17 protein-coding genes are annotated in these 19,286 nt (G+C 68.6%); 8 read left to right on the top strand and 9 right to left on the bottom strand.

From position 1 onward, the window contains the following. The first annotated feature begins 76 nt into the window (after positions 1 to 76). Positions 77 to 613, top strand: coding sequence for a DUF7998 family protein (locus tag LI337_RS16095; RefSeq protein ID WP_227230931.1), 537 nt, complete (start codon positions 77 to 79; stop codon positions 611 to 613). On the opposite strand, the gene LI337_RS16100 is transcribed toward LI337_RS16095, so the two are convergent. The 5 genes from LI337_RS16100 to glyA all read right to left on the bottom strand — a co-directional run bounded on the left by LI337_RS16100 (position 602) and on the right by glyA (position 7,983). After that, the gene (locus LI337_RS16100; protein WP_227230932.1) at positions 602 to 2,062 is read right to left on the bottom strand and encodes a hypothetical protein; all 1,461 of its coding nucleotides are present in this window, start codon (positions 2,060 to 2,062) and stop codon (positions 602 to 604) included. The two genes, LI337_RS16095 and LI337_RS16100, sit on opposite strands and share 12 nt — an antisense overlap. Before the next feature lie 11 nt (positions 2,063 to 2,073). After that, positions 2,074 to 5,001: a TRAP transporter permease gene (locus LI337_RS16105; protein ID WP_227230933.1), complete on the bottom strand. Its 2,928-nt coding sequence runs from the start codon at positions 4,999 to 5,001 to the stop codon at positions 2,074 to 2,076. Beyond that, complete coding sequence (locus LI337_RS16110; RefSeq protein WP_227230934.1) at positions 4,998 to 5,501, bottom strand: DUF1850 domain-containing protein; 504 nt, start codon at positions 5,499 to 5,501, stop codon at positions 4,998 to 5,000. Before LI337_RS16110 ends, LI337_RS16105 begins: the two co-directional genes overlap by 4 nt. 53 nt (positions 5,502 to 5,554) lie before the next feature. Then, positions 5,555 to 6,499 carry a TAXI family TRAP transporter solute-binding subunit gene (locus LI337_RS16115; RefSeq protein ID WP_227230935.1) on the bottom strand — a complete coding sequence of 315 codons (945 nt, stop codon included), beginning with the start codon at positions 6,497 to 6,499 and terminating at the stop codon, positions 5,555 to 5,557. Positions 6,500 to 6,726: 227 nt separating this feature from the next. Beyond that, entirely contained in the window at positions 6,727 to 7,983 is a 1,257-nt protein-coding gene (gene glyA / locus LI337_RS16120; RefSeq protein WP_227230936.1) for a serine hydroxymethyltransferase, read from the bottom strand. Between the two features lie 191 nt (positions 7,984 to 8,174). Here glyA and LI337_RS16125 point away from each other — a divergent pair, with 191 nt between their 5' ends. After that, positions 8,175 to 8,621 (top strand): universal stress protein, encoded by a 447-nt coding sequence (locus tag LI337_RS16125; RefSeq protein WP_227230937.1) that lies wholly within the window; start codon positions 8,175 to 8,177, stop codon positions 8,619 to 8,621. 67 nt (positions 8,622 to 8,688) lie between these two features. Here the strand turns inward: LI337_RS16125 and LI337_RS16130 are convergent, their stop codons facing one another. Continuing rightward, positions 8,689 to 9,105 carry a hypothetical protein gene (locus LI337_RS16130; RefSeq protein ID WP_227230938.1) on the bottom strand — a complete coding sequence of 139 codons (417 nt, stop codon included), beginning with the start codon at positions 9,103 to 9,105 and terminating at the stop codon, positions 8,689 to 8,691. A 214-nt stretch (positions 9,106 to 9,319) separates the two neighbouring features. On the opposite strand from LI337_RS16130, the gene LI337_RS16135 reads away from it, so the two are divergent. Continuing rightward, positions 9,320 to 10,522, top strand: a complete 1,203-nt coding sequence (locus LI337_RS16135) for an MFS transporter (protein WP_264475120.1) — start codon at positions 9,320 to 9,322, stop codon at positions 10,520 to 10,522. A gap of 68 nt (positions 10,523 to 10,590) precedes the next feature. After that, positions 10,591 to 11,952 (top strand): RimK family alpha-L-glutamate ligase, encoded by a 1,362-nt coding sequence (locus LI337_RS16140; RefSeq protein ID WP_227230940.1) that lies wholly within the window; start codon positions 10,591 to 10,593, stop codon positions 11,950 to 11,952. Positions 11,953 to 11,971: 19 nt separating this feature from the next. Here the strand turns inward: LI337_RS16140 and LI337_RS16145 are convergent, their stop codons facing one another. Then, positions 11,972 to 12,391 (bottom strand): DUF7344 domain-containing protein, encoded by a 420-nt coding sequence (locus tag LI337_RS16145; protein WP_227230941.1) that lies wholly within the window; start codon positions 12,389 to 12,391, stop codon positions 11,972 to 11,974. Positions 12,392 to 12,718: 327 nt separating this feature from the next. After that, on the bottom strand, positions 12,719 to 14,593 hold the full coding sequence (locus tag LI337_RS16150) for a helix-turn-helix transcriptional regulator (protein WP_227230942.1): 1,875 nt from the start codon (positions 14,591 to 14,593) through the stop codon (positions 12,719 to 12,721). Positions 14,594 to 14,753: 160 nt separating this feature from the next. Here LI337_RS16150 and LI337_RS16155 point away from each other — a divergent pair, with 160 nt between their 5' ends. Both LI337_RS16155 and LI337_RS16160 read left to right on the top strand, forming a co-directional pair. After that, positions 14,754 to 14,936: a hypothetical protein gene (locus tag LI337_RS16155; protein WP_227230943.1), complete on the top strand. Its 183-nt coding sequence runs from the start codon at positions 14,754 to 14,756 to the stop codon at positions 14,934 to 14,936. A gap of 86 nt (positions 14,937 to 15,022) precedes the next feature. Beyond that, on the top strand, positions 15,023 to 16,060 hold the full coding sequence (locus LI337_RS16160; protein WP_227230944.1) for a sodium:calcium antiporter: 1,038 nt from the start codon (positions 15,023 to 15,025) through the stop codon (positions 16,058 to 16,060). Between the two features lie 47 nt (positions 16,061 to 16,107). Here the strand turns inward: LI337_RS16160 and LI337_RS16165 are convergent, their stop codons facing one another. Continuing rightward, entirely contained in the window at positions 16,108 to 17,094 is a 987-nt protein-coding gene (locus LI337_RS16165; RefSeq protein ID WP_227230945.1) for a type II CAAX endopeptidase family protein, read from the bottom strand. 125 nt (positions 17,095 to 17,219) lie between these two features. Between LI337_RS16165 and LI337_RS16170 the strand changes: the two genes are divergently transcribed. After that, on the top strand, positions 17,220 to 18,077 hold the full coding sequence (locus LI337_RS16170; RefSeq protein ID WP_227230946.1) for a hypothetical protein: 858 nt from the start codon (positions 17,220 to 17,222) through the stop codon (positions 18,075 to 18,077). A gap of 48 nt (positions 18,078 to 18,125) precedes the next feature. Further along, a complete protein-coding gene (locus tag LI337_RS16175; RefSeq protein WP_227230947.1) occupies positions 18,126 to 19,115 on the top strand; it encodes a ring-cleaving dioxygenase in 990 nt (329 codons plus the stop codon). Positions 19,116 to 19,286: the final 171 nt, after the last annotated feature.

Genomic DNA, 19,286 nt, shown 5'->3' on the forward strand with positions numbered 1-19,286 from the left:
TCGGGCCGAGCCTCCCTCGCCGGCGAGCGAACATCTTCGGGACCACTGCTACCGGGGTCGCGCACCGACCGACGGTATGGTCGACATCCCCTCTCCGTTCGGCTCCGACGCGACCGACTTCGACGCGACCGACGAGTTCGTGCCGGCCCACCTCCCCGATCCGGGACCGTTTCTCGCGGATCACGACGTGTTGACCGGCGAGCCACACGTCCGGTTCCACGAGCAGACGCACGACGTCTTCGAGGCCCGGTCCGTGTACGACGTGACCTTCGACTACAACCTCGCCCGATTGAACCTCGACACGCGCCACCCGGACGCGGGCTTCCGGTACGCCGAGGATCGCGACGACCCCGACACCCTCCGGGCGGAGTTCACCCCGACGACCGAGTTCTGTCCACAGGGCGAGACGCTGGCGGTCGCCGCGTTCCGCGCCTGGAACGGGCTGTCCGACGAGCACGACTACGAGACGGTTCGTGTGCGAGTCCACCCGATGCATCAGCACGCCGAGAGCGTCAACGAGCGACTCGCGGATCTCGACCCGGCCGACCCGGCGGGCGAGACTCCGGCCACGACTCGCCCGGACGATCCGACGACGCCGACCTCACCCTTCTGAGTCCGCCGACCGGGAGTCGGTGTCTCGTCGCGTGCGTCGACGGGCCCATCTCGGGAAAACGACGCCGGCGAGTCCGGTGGCGGCGTGTGCCCTGAGGACGCCGAGGAGGTTCGCTGTCACGATCACGAGGCCGACGAGCACGAGGAGGCCGCCGGCCTGCGTCGCGGCCGGGACACCGAGACCGACGAGCGAGGCCCCGCTACCGGTCGCGAGGAGGTCGAGTCGCGCCAGTCGGTCGTCGTACAGGTCGTCGACGGCGGGGACGTCCGAGAGGCCGAGGCGGTCGCTGTACTCCTCGACCCAGACGAGAAACGGGACGACGTGATACAGCGTCCCGACGACGACGAAGCCGACCGCGACGGCCAGCAGGAACCCGCCGACGGCCGGGTGGCCGACCGTCGCGCGCGAGGAGAGCGGATCGGCGAGCCACGCTGGGGGGGTGGTGCCGGCCCACAGCAGGAGCGCGACTGCCCCGACCGCGTACCGGCGGAGCATGGGTGAGGGAGCGACACGAGCACCCCAGAGACGACGACCGAGGAGGAGAGCGACGGCCGACACGCCCGCCACGACCGCGACCGCACCCAGCCGAGCGACGACCGAGACCGAGAGCAGGCGACCCCCCGCGAGCAGGACGACCCCGGCGGGGAGTGTCGCTTCCTCGATCCGCTGCAGGTGTCGATCCACCGGGTGGTCGCCACACTGGGTGAACATCGGCGCGAGCTGGGCGAGCGCGCCGGCGACCGTCAGCAGGACCGCCCCGAAGACCGCGACGGTCGCGTGGGTCGCCCGGAGCGCGACGTAGGGGACGGAGACGAGACCGGGTCTGGCGGACGAGAGCCCCAACAGGACCCCGAACGTCGGGACGAGCGTGAAGGCGACGAGCGCCAGCGCGAAGTGACGCTCGGTCACGTCCCACGGTCGCGCCCGGCGGAGGGTGAGCGCGACGTTGGCGACGAACGTCCAGAAGCCGAGCAGTGCGACGACTCCGGCGACCGGGAGCCACGTCGGTTCCACGAGGAGAAGTGAGCCGGCGACGCCGAGTAGCCCACTGGCGACCAGTGGAAGCTGGAGCCGGGTGAGTCGCCGAGAGTACAACTGGACGCCCGACCAGACCGGGACGAACTGTGTCATCGCGCCGAGGATCGTGAGACAGACCCCGCCGGCGACGAGCAAGTGGACCGCCGCGACCGACGATCGACCGACACGAACGCCGGAGGGCCCGAGGAGTGAGACGACTCCGCCCAGCAACAGAAAGCCGAGTCCGACGACGAAGTGCCGGAGGGGGAGGACGGTCGGCGGGCCGCTCTCCGGATCGACGCGACCGAGGACAGCGTTCATGTGCGGCTGTTCTGCCTCCCGCTCCCTCGACGTGACGCCGAAGATGTTCGGTCGCCGGCCGATCGCGGGGAGACCGCCGACACCGAGCGCGACGAGTCCCCCGCCGACCACGAGAGAGCGGTTCAGACGCTCTCGGACTCCGCCGAGCCGCCGGCCGTCGGACTCGCGTCGACCTGCCGCCGGTTCCGGACGGTCAGAAGGACGAAGATGACGAGTCCGAGTACGCGAAGTCCGAGGTCGAGCAAGACGCCGCCGAACTGCGCCTCACTCCCGAGCAACGCGGCAGCGTCCGAGACACCGATGTAGAGCAGACCCGGAGCCATCAACAGCAGGGAACTCACCGCGAAGCCGGTACGCTCGATCCAGTTCAGCGGCGCGTAGAGGTAGCCGATCACGGTGCCCCCGAGCGCGATCACCCCGACGACGATGCCGGCGACCGGGATCAGAATCTCCGGGATCGCGAAGGCCGGATCGAACAGGTCGCCGAGTTGGACGACGCGGTAGGTCTTGTCCGATCCCGGCACCTCGACGCCGGTCCGGAGCAGGATGACTCCCGGCGCGAGGATGAAGGCGAAGGGGACGATGGCCTTGTTCAGCGACAGCGAGAAGGCGTCGACGCCGGTCTGGAACGCGTCGGACTTCGCCACCCCGGAGGCGGCGTAGGCCGCGACCGCGACCGGCGGCGTGATGTCGGCGATGACACCGAAGTAGAGGATGAACAGGTGCGCCGCGAGGATCGGGATCCCGAACTCGACCAGTGCCGGCCCGAGCAGCGAGACGAGGATGATGTACGTCACGGTCGTCGGCATCCCCATCCCGAGGATGATGGAGGCGACGGCGGTGACGATCAACATCAAGACGAGCGACCCGGCGGAGATGTCGAGGATGAGCGAGACGAGGTTCGGCCCGAGCCCCGAGACGCTGATGACACCGGGGATGATCCCGGCGGCCGCGACCGCGACGACGACCGGGACCGCCGTCCGCGCGCCCGACTCCATCGACGTGCCGACGAACGACGCGAGTCGGAACAGTCGGTTGTCGGCGAGCGACTCGCGGTTCGCGCCCTCTGCGACGGTCTCCGCCGCGTCCTGCACCTGCGGGTCGAGGCGGAGCAGGGCGGCGTCCATCCGAGGGTTCCACGCGAGGGTTATCACGCCGGCGACCATCGCGTACCAGCCGATCTTGCCCAGCACCGCCGCGAAGGCCCCCGAGACGCCGACGCCGGCACCGCCCGCGCCGGTCGCGAGGCCGATCACGCCGACGCCGCCGACGAGGAACGACGCGAACTCCGCGCCCGTGATGAGCGCGAGTGTCACCGCGAGAGGGACGCGCGTCCGGTCGTTGTACGCCGCGACGAGCGTGATGAGCGCGCTGACGGCGACGAGAGTGAACCACGCAGACCGGGCGACGGAGAGGCGTTCGCCGATCAGGTACCACAGGAGGAGGACGATGGGCACGAGGTAGAACCAGCCCCGCTTCGCGTGGGGCTTCAACGCGACCACGTCGTCACGACTGAGGCCGCCGATGTTCGCCCGCGAGGCTTCGAGGTGGACCATCACCCAGACGCCGAAGAAGAAGATGACCGCCGGGATGGCCGCCGCGATTATCACGTCCGCGAAGGGCGTCTGGGTGTACTGGACGATGAGGAACGCGGCCGCGCCCATCACCGGCGGGAGAATCTGCCCACCCGACGACGCAGACGCCTCGACCGCGCCGGAGAACTCCGGATCGTAGCCGGAGCGCTTCATCAGCGGGATGGTGAACGCGCCGGTCGTCACCGTGTTCGCGATCGAGGACCCCGAGATGGTCCCCATGAACCCGCTGGCGAGGATGCTCGCCTTCGCCGGGCCGCCCTTCCGGGTGCCAGTCGCGGCGTACGCCAGGTCGATGAACCACTGCCCCGCGCCGGACATCTCCAGGAACGCGCCGAACAGGATGAAGATGTAGATGAACTGCACGGACACCGTCACCGGGATGCCGAACACCCCGTTCTCGGTGTTGTACCAGAGGTTCTGGACGATCGACGACCAGCGCAGTTCGAGGATCGAGAGGTTCCCGAGCAGGGGCACGCCGGGCGAGATGAAGTAGCCGAACCGGGCGTAGACGATGAACGACGCCACGATGATCATCAGCGGGAGCCCCAGCGTCCGCCGCGTCGCCTCGAGGACGAGCAGGACGCCCAGCACACCGAGTAAGAAGGCGTACGGGAAGTCGCCGACCGGCGTCAGTCCGAGAAGGGTGCCGACGAGGTCCCCGAGGCCCGGCCCGAAGAGGCTCTCGACCGCCCCGGCGTAGTACTCCGAGACGGTCCGGGTCGCCGTCAACCCCCGGATGCGGACGACGTTCTGTATCTCCGCGAAGTCGGTGATGAAGTACGCCGCCGTCAACACCGCGACGGCCGAACACACCACGTCGGCCGGCGTCACGCGCTCCTGTTTGGGGTCGAGCGCGAACCAGCGGACCAGCCGACGCGAGCGCCGGGCGACACCTGCGATCGGGCTGTCGGGGCCGAACCGGCGCTCTGCAGTCGGCACGACACGCCCGAGTCGCCGAGCGACGAAGCCGTCGCCGGTCGAGGGCGGGTAGAGGAAGAACGCGAGGACGAGTGCGAAGACGACGTGGATGGCGTTGATCTGGAGCAGTTGGAGCGAGGCGATCTGAACCTCGCCGATCACGGGCACGTCGAAGCCGAACTCGAAGCCCTGTGCCGCCAGCAGCATCTGGAACGCCGAGAAGGAGAGGCCGACGATGGCGACGAAGATCGCCGCCAGACCGCCGACGGTCCGCTTGCGTTCGATCTCCTTCAGCAGTTCCTCGGCCTCCTCCTCGGTGAACTCGTCGTCGTCCGCATCGGTGACCCCGTCACGTCCGCCGTCTGGCGTGGCATCGGCCTCGGTGCTGTGGTCCGGTCCGTCGGGGCCGCGATCGGTCCCGCCGTCGGGGCTGAGTCGGTCGTCGGCCCGCCGGGCTGGGTGGTGGCGGTCGCTGGTCGGTGGTGCTGTCCTGCTGTCGTCGTCGGTCGTCGTGTCGTCCGGGTCGTCGTCGGTCATAGTGTAGTCAGGTACGTAGAGAGGGCATCGAGTGCGGACCGATCGCGGAGGTGGACGCGGACCGACTCGGCGTCGGCCCGGCCCACGAGGTCGTACTCCCGGTCGTCGACGAGCAGTCGGTGGCCGGCGATCCGACCGGGTTTGACGTAGAGGTCCTCCGCCGTGCCGGGCGGGTCGTAGACGAACACGCCGTCTTCTCGCGTCACGTTCGCGTCCGTCGGCAGGCCCCAGCCGTACGATTCGAACTCCATGCGGGTCAGCTCCAGATACCCGTCACGGACGGTGTAGCCGTCGTAGACGCGCGTCTTCTCGACGCTGTGGGTGTAGACGAGCGCGACCCGGTCGCCCTGTTCGACTGGCTGGGAGACGACCACCTCGCCGGTGTCGACGCGTTCGACGACCAGCGTCTGGCCGGTCGGCACCGCCGACGCGACCCCGGTCACGAGCAGTACGACTACGAGCAGACCGAGGACGACGCGTCGAGAGTGGTGAATCTGCATCTGGAGCCGAGATCACGCGGGGTGGTCGACTGCCGAGACGGGCGAGTCGCGTCTCAGCCGAAGTACGCCGCCGCGCCCTCGTGCAGTTCGATGGACATCCCGTCCTGTGCGCTGTCCCGGCTGATGAAGTCGGTCTTGATCGTCAGCTCGTCCGTGTGGTCGAAGATGGCCGCCGTCACCTGCTCGACCGTGTCGGCCGACTGCTCGGCGCTGGTGGCGATCATCGCCTGCACCGCGACCGTCTCGACGGCCTGATCGACGCCCGTGTAGGTGCCGGCCGGGATGGTGTCGTCGGCGAACCACGAGGCGGCGTCCTTCACCGACGACCGGTTGTCGCCGGAGATGGGGACGATCACGATGTCGTTCGTGTTGGCGAGGTCCTCGATGGCACCGACCGGCCACCCGCCGACGACGAACGCCGCGTCGATGTCGCCGTTCCGGAGTTGGTCGGCCGCCTGCGAGAACGAGGCGTTCTGCTCGTCGAAGTCGGAGATGCCCACTGCTTCGAGAATCTGGAGCGCGTTCACCTGCGTCCCACTGCCGAGGTCGCCGGTGTTGATCGTCGCGCCGGAGAGGTCCGACAACGACTCGATGCCGGTGTCAGCCAGCGTGACGACCGTGATGGTCTCGGGGTACAGCGTCGCGACACCGCGCAGGTTCTCGACTGCGCTGTCCTGGAACGCCTCGATGCCGGTGCCGTTCCGGGCGAAGTAGGCGATGTCGTTCTGGATCAGCGCGAAGTCGGCGTCGCCGTTCGCCAGACTCCCGACGTTCTCGACGCTCGCGCCGGTCGACTGGACGTTCAGTTGGAAGTCGGTGTACTCCTCGACGATGGTCTTGAACTCGTTCGAGAGCGGGAAGTAGGTCCCACCCTGACCGCCGGCGTGCCACGCCAGCCGTTGGGACTGACCGCCGTTGCCGCCACAGCCAGCCAGCGCCGCGATACCTGCCACACTCGTCGCTTCTACGAATCGCCGCCGGGAGAGCCGTTCAGACATGTACGTCGAACGACCACGCGTAAACTAATATAGTTATGCGTAGCATTAGGGAGCGATACGGAGACGGCGGCGGGGTGTGTCCGATCAGACAGGTCGCCGAGGTCCGAACTAAGACGTGATTACACCATTGACTTTCAAGCTTCGAGCCACGTCGAGAACTGCTTTCGAATGTGTGTCGCTCGGTGTCGGTGTGAGACGACCGCGTCTCACGCTCCGGGCCGACCGACCTACACGTCCTCGTACAGCGGGTACTCCGTACAGAACTCGTCGACCGTCTCGCTCGCGGCCGCGAGTGTCGCCTCGTCCTCGGGCGCGTCGACGACCTCACAGATCACGCCCGCCAGTTCCGCGCTCGCGGCGGTGTCGAAGCCACGGGTCGTGACGCCGGGCGTGCCGACGCGGATCCCACTCGGGTTGAACGCAGAGCGCGTCTCGCCGGGGACCGTGTTCGCGTTCATGACGATGCCGACCGACTCCAGTGCCTTCTCCACGTCCTTCCCGGTCGTGTCCGGGTGCGAAGGGCGCAGGTCGGCCAGCACGAGGTGGGTGTCGGTACCGCCGGAGACGAGGTCGATACCGTGATCGGTGAACGTCTCGGCCATCGCGGCGGCGTTGTCGACGATCTGCTCGGCGTAGGCGGTGAACTCGTCGGTCAGCGCCTCCTTGAAGCCGACCGCCTTCCCCGCGATGTTGTGGATCAGGGGGCCGCCCTGCGTGCCGGGGATGACCGCGCTGTCGATGGCGTCGGCGTACTCCTCTTTGCACAGGATGATCCCGCCGCGACCGGCCCGGATCGACTTGTGGGTCGAACCGGTGACGATGTCGGCGACGCCGACCGGCGACTCATGGACGCCGGCCGCCACCAGCCCGGTGATGTGTGCCATGTCGGCCAGGTGGATGGCGTCGGCGGCGTCGGCGGCCTCCTGGACGCGCTCCCACTCGACCTCGCGCGGGTACGCGGAGAAGCCGGAGACGACGATGTCCGGATCGACTGCCTCCGCTTGTTCGACGAGGGCGTCGTAGTCGATGTAGCCGGAGTCGGGGTCGACCTCGTAGTGTTCTACGTCGTAGACCTGCCCGGCGAAGTTCATGTGGTGGCCGTGCGAGAGGTGGCCGCCGTGGGTCAGGTCCAGCGAGAGGATGGTGTCGCCGGGGTCGATGACCGCGAGGTAGGCGGCCATGTTCGCCTGCGACCCGCTGTGGGGCTGGACGTTGACGTGCTCTGCGCCCCAGAGTTCCTTCGCGCGGTCGATGGCGAGAGTCTCGATCCGGTCGATCTGTTCACAGCCGGCGTAGTAGCGCTTGCCGGGGTAGCCCTCGGCGTACTTGTTCGTCAGGACGCTCCCCTGTGCTTCCATCACGGCGGGGCTGGCGTAGTTCTCGCTGGCGATCAGCGTCAGCGTGTCGCGCTGGCGGGCGAGTTCGTCGTCGAGTACCGCCGCGAGTTCCGGGTCTGTCGCTTCGATCGGTGTGTTGTCGAGCATAGTGGAAAACTGCGTTCCGTGGGTGTTCTGAGGTTGCGGGCACTGCTACAAAACGATACTGATCGGGTCAGAAAGGACCGACGCGTCGGGGAGTGGCCGCCTTCGGGTTCCACACCGCAGAGGGGTTCGCCGGTTCTCAGGACGCTGGAACGTCACCGGCGCTTAACCCCCTGCTGTCCCAACGTCTCCCCATGCATCTCGTCGTCGCAGTCGACGGTTCACCGGAAGCGGAGGAGGCACTGGCTCACGCGACCGACATCGCGGACGCGACCGACGCCCGGATCACGGCGGTCCACGCGGTCGATCCATCGGTTCCCTCGGGCGACGCCGACCCCTTCGGCGGGGCGACCGAGCGCGACCGGCAACTGATCGTCGAGAGCGTCGAGACCGCCGAGGAACGCGGGTTGGAGATTCTCGACGCCATCGAGGACGTGGCCGGAAATCTCGGGTACGAGATCGAGACCGAACTGGTGTACGGCGACCCGGCGGACGCGATCACCGACTACGCCGAGACGGTCGACGCAGACGCCATCTACGTCGGCCACCGAGGGTTGTCGGAGCGCCGCGAGACGATGGTCGGCAGCGTGGCGAAACAGTTCGTGGAGCGTGCAGATCGGCCGGTGACGGTCGTCAGGTGAGGCGTCCACCGCCAGAGCGGTGACGGTCGTCGGGTGACAACCCGCCGACCGTCCTGCAGATTCGGCGCTATCGGCGGAAGTGCGCGACCGCCGCCCCGGCGAGACCGTACAGCGGCACCTCGACCGACGCGAACAGCAACCGGACCGCAGCACTCGGGAGGAACCGCCAGACGGAGACGTCTCTCGGGAGGGCGAACGCGAGCAGGTAGCCGACGAACACGGACACCGCCCCACAGAGGGCGAACCGGGCGAGGAGACCGACGTAGCGGTCCGAGAGCGCGATCAGCCCGCCGACCCAGTAGCCCGTGACGGCGACGAGAAGCGGCGACGCGACGAACCCGCCGATCGTCGTCGCGGAGACTACCCAGTCGTTCGGCGGTCCGAGGTCGCCGGCGAGCGCCAGCGCGAGTTGTCCCCCGTCGAGGAGACCAGCGAGGAGTCCGAGGGCGGTGACGACGACTGTCGCACGGCGGAGGGCGGACATGGACGGACCGCCGGCGGCCGGATTCAAAAAAACACGGGGAGCGTCTCCCGCGTGCCGGGCGCTGACACCCGACAGTGCCTTCCGGCTTCGAAACCCACTGTAGTCCCCACCGACGAGTTCGGGTGTGAACGGCGGGTCGGCGGTGACGACAGACGAGTCGGCGGTGGACAGCGACGCGACCACGGAACGACTGCTGGGCGGCTACACCGGCCAGATGCTCCTCGCCGTCTCGCTCGCGTGGGCCGTCCTGCAGGCCGGTCGGTTCCTCCTCTCGCCGCTGCTCCCGGCGATCATCACCGATCTGGGGATCACCGAGGCGACCGCCGGCATCGCGCTGGCGCTGTTCCAGGGCGTCTACGCCGTGACGCAGTACCCCGCCGGCGAGTACTCCGACCGGTGGTCGCGGGCGACGCTCATCGTCCCCGGACTGGCGACGCTCGTCGGCGGCTTCCTGCTGTTCGGGCTGGCCGGCGGACTCGCGGGGTTCGTCCTCGCGGCGGTCGTCACCGGCTTCGGGAAGGCGCTCTTTGCGATCCCGTCGCGGGCACTCCTCTCCGATCTGTTCGTCGAGCGACGGGGGCGAGCACTCGGCATCTACGCCGCCGGGACCGACCTCGGGGGACTGGCCGCCGCCGGTCTCGGCGTGCTGGTGTTGTCGGCCGGTGTCGCGATCCCGGCGTCCATCGCCGGCGTACCCGTGCCGGGCCCGTCGCCGACGCTCTCGTTCGATTCGTGGCGCGAGCCGTTTCTCCCGGTCGCGGTCGTGCTCGCCGGGTTGCTGGTCGTCTACGCACTGTGGACCCGCGACACGTACACGCTCGGCTCCCGGTCACTCGACGTGGCGGGAACCCTGCGCCGACTGCTGGCGACGCCCCGCCAGCGCCGGACACTGCTCGCCTTCGGTCTGTTCTACCTGATGGTCGGCGGCTTCATCAACTTCCTGCCGACGTATCTCGCGCAGGCGAAGTCGTTCTCACCCGGCGCGGCGAGTGCGGCCTTCGCCCTCGTCTTCGTCGTCGGTGCGGTGACGAAGCCGGTGGCAGGGGGACTCAGCGACCGCTTCTCTCGGGAGTCCATCGCGGTGGCCGGACTGCTGGTCGCGAGCGTCGCACTCGCGGGACTCGTCGTCGCCGACTCGCGACTCGCGATTCTCGGCGGCATCGTCCTCCTCGCAGTGGGCTACAAGACCGAGTTCCCCCTCGCCGACGGCGTCATCCTCGACAACGCGCCGGACGGCGACCTCGGCGCGGACCTCGGGGCGGCACGGGCGCTGTTCCTCGCGGCCAACGCGGTCGGCCCGGCGTACGTCGGCGTCGTGGCGACCTACGTGAACTACACGGTCGCGTTCGGCGGTCTCGTGGGGTGTCTGCTCCTCGCCGCCGGACTCCTCGCGTGGGACACGGTGGGTCGGGACTGAGCGGTTCTCCCTGGCTGAGAACGACCCCGAGCAGTCTTCGGTGTCTCTCACGAATGTCTATGTATATTATGGCGACGAACACACTCACCGAGACAACGGAGGGACGCCGGGTCCGCGTCGGCGTGCTGAGCCTGCACAACAGCAAGGAGACGAAAGCGATCCTGAACGCGGTCGAGGCGCTGGGGCACCGCCCCGAGTGGCTCCGGGCCGAGAACACCGTGATCCGGATGGACGACGACGAGGTGACACTGACGCCGCCGGTCGACGTGATCGTCAATCGACTCCTGCTGTCGAACACCGAACAGCCCTCCGAGGAACTGGGACTCGCCCGGACCCTCGACGGCATCGTCCCGATGCTGAACGCGCCAGACGCGACGGCACGGGCCGGCCACAAGACCGCCGCCGCGGTCGCACTCGTCGACGCGGGCCTCCCCGTGCCGAAGACGACCTTCGCGCTGTCGAGCGACCAGTTGACGCGTCTCCGCGAGGAGTTCGGCACCGAGGCCGTCTACAAGACCGCCATCGGGACTCACGGCGGCGGCGCGTGGAAGGTCCGGACCAGCGACCCGCTGACCGCCCGGGTCGGCAAACGCCGGGCCTTCCTGCAGGAACTCGTCGGCCGAGACGGCGAGGTCCCCCGCGACCTCCGGGTGTACGTCGTCGCGGGCGAGGTACTGGGTGCGATGGAACGCGTCGCCGTCGAGGGGGACTGGCGGACGAACGTCGCTCGCGGGGGCCACGTCGCCGACGTGAGCGACTCGACGCCCGACGCTGTCCTCGAGATCGCGCGTCGGGCGGCGACGACGCTCGGTCTCGACTGTGCCGGCGTCGACCTGATCGAGGGTGACGACGGCTGGTACGTCCTCGAAGTGAATCCGACGGCGGGGTTCAAAGGGTTCTACCGCGCGACCGGCACCAGTCCCGCGCCGCACATCGCCCGGCAGGCCATCGAACTCGCGGGTGGGACCGTCGATCCGGATCGCGTCGAGCGACTGGCTTCGACGCTCGACGACTCGGTCCCGGCGTGTAAACCCGCGCCACAGCCAGTCAGTTCCGACGAGGTGGTCACCATCGGCTACACCGAACAGGTGGTCGTCTCAGGGACGACAGGGACGAAGACGGTCGTGGCGAAGTCCGACTCCGGTGCGGCCTCCACGAGTATCGACCTCCAACTCGCGGCCGACATCGGTGCCGGGCCGATCCACACCGTCTCGCGCGTCCGGTCCGGGAGTTCGAAGCAGACGTCGACCCGACCCGTGGTCGATCTGGTCGTCGGCATCGGCGGGGAACAGTACACCGTCCCCGCGAACATCCAGGACCGGACGCACATGACCCACCCGCTCTTGCTGGGTCGTGACATCCTCAAGCACTACCGACTCGACGTGAGCCGGCGTGTCGAGGACCACGCCGAGGTCACCGACGAGGAGTGAGCGACGGGAGCCCGGTCGCTCACACGCCGGCTGAGGGGTCCGGTTCGGCGGCGAGGTACGGCAGGAAGGCGTCGGCGAGGGGCGTCAGTTCGACACGCTCCCGAGTCTCGTCGTACTCGACGACGCCGAAGTCGACGAGTTTCGGGAGGTGTGCTTGGTACAGCGAGAGTTGCACGCGCTGTCGCACCGCGCCGTCGACCGCGTGTGCGTCGGTGTCTGCCTCCAGTGCGGCGACGTGTCTCGCCAGCGCTCGGAGGCGCGCTTCCCCCTCGGCGCGCTCGTGGAGATACCAGAGCGCGAGGCGCCGGCGACGTGCCTGGAGGACGTCGAACAGGTCGTCTCGCGTCAGCGAGTCGGTCGGCGCCGTCGGGGAGCGGTCCCGGAGACCGCCTTCCGAACCGTACGCGCTCGGGTCGTCGTTTGTGGTTGGTCCCGTCATCGTACCTCCACGATGGATCTTCGCCGGCATATATCGGCCCGAGCGTTTCAGCCGTTTCGACCGGGTGAAACTGTTTCACCGCCGGATCGAGGTCCAGAATCGACGCCGCACCCGGCGAGACCGACGGTGATACCACGCTCCGAGAGACGAGACGACGCGAGCGACCGGCGACACAGCGCTCTGCAGGGTGAGACTACGAGTATCGGCCTGTGACACACGCCCTGCGGGTTGAGAGCACGCGAAGCGACCGGCGGCACCGCTGACGGTTCCGGACCGCTGGCATCGACCCGGGAGCCAGCCGGCGTCGTCCCGCGACCTCGCGTCGAGTCAGCCCGGACTGGGATCTCGGGGTCGCTGCCCGCGATCGGTTCGTGTGGTCGTGATCGCTGGCTCGTGGCCCGCCAGACAGATCAGGTTCTCCCGACCGAGACGTATCTTGGTGATCTCGTTGTCGTCGGCCATCCGGCTCAAGAGCCGACTCACCTTCGCCTTCGACCAGTCGCTGTGTTCGACGATCACACCCTGTTTCACGCGGCCGCCTTCTGCGGTGAGCATCCCGACGACGAGTCGGTCGTCCTCGACGCCGGGGTCGGCGGCCGACACGACCGCCTCGGCCGAGTCCGCCTCGCCCCACCGCTCGTCGGGAGACGCCGTGGCGTCGTCGGCACCGGTCGCCGCTGACCGCCGGTCTGTCTCGGCCGGGAAGTCTGCCGCGTGGTCGCCGGCGGTCGTGAGACCGACCGCCACGGTCGAGACGGCTGCCCGGAGTCGCCGCCCCGCGTCGGCGACGCCGCAGACGGCGCGGTGGCGCAGGTGGACGACGAGGACACTGTGCCGAACCTGGCCGGCGACCTCCCGGCTCTGGTCGACGACGACCCGCCCGTAGCCGACGAGTAGCCGACCGTAGCCCGCGACAGTCCGACCGTCGTCGACGACGCGTTCGAGTGTCCCGAGTGCAGAGCCGACGAGGTGGGTCAGTGCTCCGAGCGCACCGGCGGCGAGCGCCCGACCGCGTCCAGACAGCCCTGCACAGAGGAGCACCGCGAGCAGGGCGGAGAGACCCCCGCCCGGGAGCGTCGTGGTCTCGGTCGGATCAGTTCCGAGGGCGGTCTCCACCCGGTCGCCGAGGAGGTCGCCGTCGGTGTTGCCCGCGAGTGGGTCCGTGCCGAGTTCCCGTTCCGTCGCGTCGTTCAGTCCGTCGCCGTCGGTGTCTGCGACGAGTGGGTCGGTCCCGGCGAGTCGCTCTCGCTCGTCGCCGAGTCCGTCGCCGTCGGTGTCGGCCGCCGTCGGCGAGGTGCCTGCGGTGAACTCGGCCCCGTCGGCGAGTCCGTCGCCGTCGGTGTCGACGACGGTCGGGTCCGTTCCGAACAGGGACTCGCTCCCGTCGTCGAGTCCGTCACCGTCGGTGTCGGCGACCGTCGGGGAACTCTCGCCGTACAGTTCTCGCTCGTCGTCGAGTCCGTCGCCGTCGGTGTCGACGGACAGTGGGTCGGTCCCCTCGGCCAGTTCGGTCGCGTCGTTCAGTCCGTCGCCGTCGGTGTCTGCGACGGTGGGGTCGGTCCCGAGTTCGACCTCGCGGCCGTCCGCGATGCCGTCGCCGTCGGTGTCGGCCGTCGTCGGCGAGGTGTCGGTCTCCCGTGGGTCCGGTAGCCCGTCGCTGTCGCTGTCGCTCGCCCAGAGGTGCGTCCCGGCTTCGTGTTCCTCGGCGTTCGTGAGGCCGTCGCCGTCGAGGTCGCCCGTGCGGGGAACCGACACCACGGTCAGCGACTCGGTGGCGAGCGTCTCGCCGGAGGACGGGTTCTGGATCGACACCGTGAGGTCTGTCGGCCCGTCGCCGCCGAGTTTGAGGTCGGCCGTGACGCGGTCGGAGTCGGGACCGATCCGGATACACGACCCCGGTCCGCCGGTGTTGAAGCAGACGGTGCGTTCTCTCTCGACGGAGAGGTGGACGACGATACCGTAGCTGTCCACCGTCTCTCCCGAGTCCGTCCGTTCCCAGACGTAGACGGTGTCTATCTCCGTTCCGGCGCTGTGGTCGAACGACACCGACTCGATCTGTGCCGTCGGCACGCCCGACGACTCCGAGGAGTCGACGCCGCCGACGCTCCCCGAATCCGCCGAGGCGACCGCGCCTGCGCCGGCGACCACTACGATCACGAGTAGGACGGTGACCCCCGTCCGTGAGAGACGGCTCTGGTGCATTCGTTTGTACGAGATAAGACTGAATTATATACTTTTCGTCGCTTCTTGTCGAAGATAACTAACCATCTGTAGCAGTAATCGAAACGTAGTTGGTACGTATCCTGTTACTACAGTCGGCTCGGGGCGGAGCCGTTTTGTCGCTCGCGTGCCGTGGATCGGTATGCTCGGTCTCCGCTACGTCGCCTGCGAGGAGTGCGGTCGTGTCACCGCCACGGCCGTCTCGGACGCCGACCCCGTCTGTGGTCGGTGTGAGAGTGTGGCGGTCAGGACCCTCGACGGCGACACGGACGCAGACAGCGACGGCGGCGTGACGTACTTCGCGTCGTCGATGCGTGTGGAGTGAGGCGACGGCCGACCGGTGAGACGCGTCGGTCGGGACGGCACGACGTATCGGAGCTTTCATTCTCCGGCCCGTGTCACACCCGGACGATGGTCCTCTCGCTGTTCGCGTCTGCGTCGCCGGCCGTGAACGTCCTGTTGATCGTCGTCGCCACCGCCGTCATCTGGATCGGAAGTGGCTGGCTGGAGGCGTCGGCGGAGGACCTCTCCGCGTACTACGGCCTGCCGGCGGTCGTGCAGGGCTCGGTGGTCGTCGCGGTCGGCTCCAGTTTTCCGGAGTTCACCAGCGTCGTCTTCACCGCACTCGACGGCGCGTTCAACATGGGCGTCGGTGCCATCGTCGGCTCTGCCATCTTCAACATCCTCGTGATCCCCGGACTGTCTGGGCTGGCGGCCGCCGACGAACTGGAGGCCAACCGGACGATCGTCTACAAGGAGGCGCAGTTCTACATGCTCGCGGTCTCGGGACTCGTCATCACCTTCGCGCTCGCGGTCATCTACGACCCGGTGACCGGCACCGGGTCGCTCGCGGGCGAGATCGGGCGTCCGCTCGCACTGATTCCGCTGGGGCTGTACGGGCTCTACTTGTTCATCCAGTGGCAGGACGTGAGTGACTACGAGGTCGAGGAACCGCCGAGCGACATCCCGGTCGGGCGGGAGTGGGGTCGGCTTCTCGCCGGTCTGCTCTTGATCCTCGTCGGCGTCGAACAGTTGGTCGGTAGCGTCGAGTCGCTGAACGCCACGTTCGGGATTCCGGAGTTCCTCGCGGGCGTGACGATAATCGCCGCCGCGACGAGTCTGCCGGACACGCTGGTCAGCGTCCGGGCGGCCCGCGACGGGAACGCCACGACGAGTCTCGGCAACGTCTTCGGCTCTAACACCTTCGACCTTCTCGTCGCCATCCCGGTCGGCGTGCTCATCGTCGGTGCGGTCACCATCGACTTCGGCGTCGCGGTCCCGATGATGGGTGTCCTGACGGCGGCGACCGTGATCCTGTTCGGCCTCCTCCGGACCGACCTTTCGCTGACGACGCCCGAGTCGGTGAGTCTGCTCGTCCTCTACACCGTCTTCGTCGTCTGGGTCGTCGCCGAGACGGTCGGGGTCGTCCAGATACTTCCCGGTGGGTGAGTCGGCCGGTCCGCGTCGAGCAGCCGTACCGTGGCCGAGGACCGCGGTCAGTCCTCGCCCGTCACGCCTTCTGGCGACCCGCGTGCTGTGCGGCCCCGCCGGCGTACTCGTCGTGCGTACAACCCGGCGCCGGAGACACCGATCACGAGCAACACGACCAGCCACGTCAGCAGCGCGTGTGAGACGTAAGTCCCCGACAACAGCGACCAGTTCACCGTGTCACCGATCAGTACCACGTCCAGGTCCAGCGGGACTCGCCCGGTGGTAGAGTTGTCGGCCCCGTGCATCAGCATCGCCAGCAGGGCGCTCCCGCCCGACCCGTTGAACACCCACGCCAACAGGACGGAGAAGGCGACGATGCCCGTGAAGTACGAGAGGATCAGCACCGCCGGCCAGTCCGCCCGAATGCCACCGGGGAGCACGAACTGCGGGAGGTGCCACAGTCCCCAGAAGACGCCGACGATCACCGCCGCGCCGAACGCGCCGTACCGCGCCTGCAGTTCTGGCTGGGCGAACCCGCGCCAGCCGAGTTCCTCCTGGCCGCCGCCGATCAGCGTCCCGAGGACGATGCCGATACCGATACTGACCGGATCGAACGCGAAGGCGGTCCAGTCGATCGGATCACCGAGCAGCCACCCGACCACGCCGCTGGCGTACGCGATCAGGAACGGGACGGCGATGGCGACGACGTACCACGCCGGGTGGACCCGCCAGCGTAGGACGTCTCGGAGCCAGCCCCGGACACTCTCGCCGGACGCCCGGAGGACGACGACCGCGGAGATAGCCGGCGCGAGTGGGCCGAGAAAGCCGCCGATGAACCACCAGGTCCACGACGGCTCGAGACCCAGCAGGAGGATCACGCCCTCCAACCCCCACGCGATGGCGTAGGCGAACAGAAAGAAGGCGGCGATGCGGTGCCGGGCGATCCAGTTGGTGGTGGGGGTGTCTCCGCCGGTGCCCGCGGGACTCTCACCACTCTCGCTGACGGTGTTCATGACGACTATCGGTCCGGTGAGTGGGTAGCTGACGAGCATGATTCTCGGGGCGTGGGGACGACTGGCGTCGGCTCTGGGCCGAGTCGAGACGACCACTCCCACCCCGTGAGAACCAGCGCACTCGACACCCTCGCCGGGAACGTCTCTCCGAGTGGTGAGCCCAGATGACCTCGACGACAGTTCCCCGGTGGCAACGCGGTTCGACAGTCCTGCTCGCACTTCTGACGACGGCCGTCGTGCTGCTCGGCTTCGCCCGCCCCGACCGCTACCCGCCCGCGATCCGGACACAACTGGTCGTGCAAGACGTGCTGGTACTCGTCGTGGGCGTCCCGGCGCTCCTGCTCGGCGTCTGGTACGCGGCGCGGGGGTCCACCGCCGGGCGCGTCGTCTGGCTCGGCGCACTGGCCTACGCGGCGTACGTCTGGCTCTCGACCGGCCTGCAGGTCCCGTTCACTCGGTTCTTCCTCGCGTACGCGGGACTGTTCGCGCTCTCGCTGTTCACGCTGATCGGGGGTGTGCTGGCGACCGACCCCGAAGCCCTGCGCTCGGCACTCGAAGATCGCCTGCCGGACCGACTGTACGCCGGCGCACTGGCCGTCATCGCGGGCGGACTCGCCACGCTGTGGCTGGCCGAACTGGTGCCGGCGACGATCAGTGCGACACCCCCGGCACTGGCCGCCGAGACCGGCCCGCAGGCGCTCGTCTCGCACTTCCTCGATCTGACGCTCGTCGTGCCGGGACTGGCGATCACGGCCGGGTTGCTCTGGCGAAAGCGGCCGTGGGGGTACACACTGGCCGGTGTCGGCGTCGTCTTCGGCGCGTTGCTCGCGCCGACGATCACCGGCGCGACCGTCGCACTGCTGTTCGTCGGGAGCGTGACCGTCCCGGCCGTGGCCGTCGTCTTCACCGTCCTGCCAGCAGTGCTGGCGGTCGCGCTGGCTGTCGGCTATCTCAGATCTCTGGCGGGTGGGGGACACGACCCGGCCGACCGCCCGGCCGGTGCCACCGACGCCCCCCGGTAACACTCGTGTCCGCGCAGGCTCAAGTTCTTGCGACGCCTACTGCTGTCCATGAGTGACGTGACGCCCACACCGGGCATTCACCACGTGACGTGCATCGCTGGCGACCCCCAGCGCAACATCGACTTCTGGGTCGAGACGCTCGGGCTTCGCCTCGTGAAGCGGTCGATCAACCAGGACGACCCCGGCACGTACCACTTCTTCTTCGCCGACGCGGAGGGGACACCGGGCACCAGTATGACGTTCTTCCCGTGGGAGGACCTCCCGCAGGGGAAGGTCGGCACCGGCCAGGTCTCGACCACTGCGTTCCGCGTCCCCGAGGGGAGTCTCGACTACTGGGAGTCCCGGTTCGACGACTACGGCGTCGACTACGACGACCGCGTCGAGCGGTTCGGCGAGACGGTCCTCCCCTTCCGTGACCCGGACGGGCTCCCGGTCGAACTCGTGGAGACCGAGATTCCCGAGGACGATCCAGTCGTTCCGTGGACCGAGTTCGTCCCGAGCGAGTACGCCATCCGTGGGTTCCACTCCGTGACGCTGTGGATCGCGGACCCGGACCCGACCGAGGGACTGCTGGAGACGATGGGCTTCGAGCGAGTCGGCACCGAGCAAGCGCAGAGTGACACGCCCGGCGACCGTCGAACACGCTTCGCGGCCAGCGGGCCCGTCGGGAAGTACGTCGACGTCCTCCCCACGATCGAGGGCGGACGACAGGGCCACGGAACCGTCCACCACGTCGCGTTCCAGACGCCGACCGACGACGATCAGGAGGCGATGCGGTCTGCGGTGCGGGGACAGGGGCTGTCGCCGACGAACCAGATCGACCGCCACTGGTTCCGGTCGGTGTACTTCCGGGAACACGGCGGCGTCCTCTTCGAACTCGCCACCAGCGGCCCGGGGTACACCAGCGACGAACCGCTCGACGAGTTGGGTGGTCGCCTCGTCCTCCCCGGTCGGTTCGAGAGTCAGCGCGAACAGATCGAGGCGCAACTCCCGGACGTGACGATTCCGCACGCCGACCCGATCGAAGCCGACGACTGAACGCCGGAACGTGTCCGGTCTCGGCCCCGATGACCCGTTCTCGTACATAATACTTTGGGCCAGTGGCAGCGCCAGAAACTACGGACGAGACATAACCCGATTCCGGCGAACCTTCGGGTACGATGCGACACGAACCGCCCCGCGCACACCCCTCGCGGACAGTCCGAACCG

This window comes from Salinirubrum litoreum, assembly GCF_020567425.1.
Classification (GTDB): Archaea; Halobacteriota; Halobacteria; order Halobacteriales; family Haloferacaceae; genus Salinirubrum; species Salinirubrum litoreum.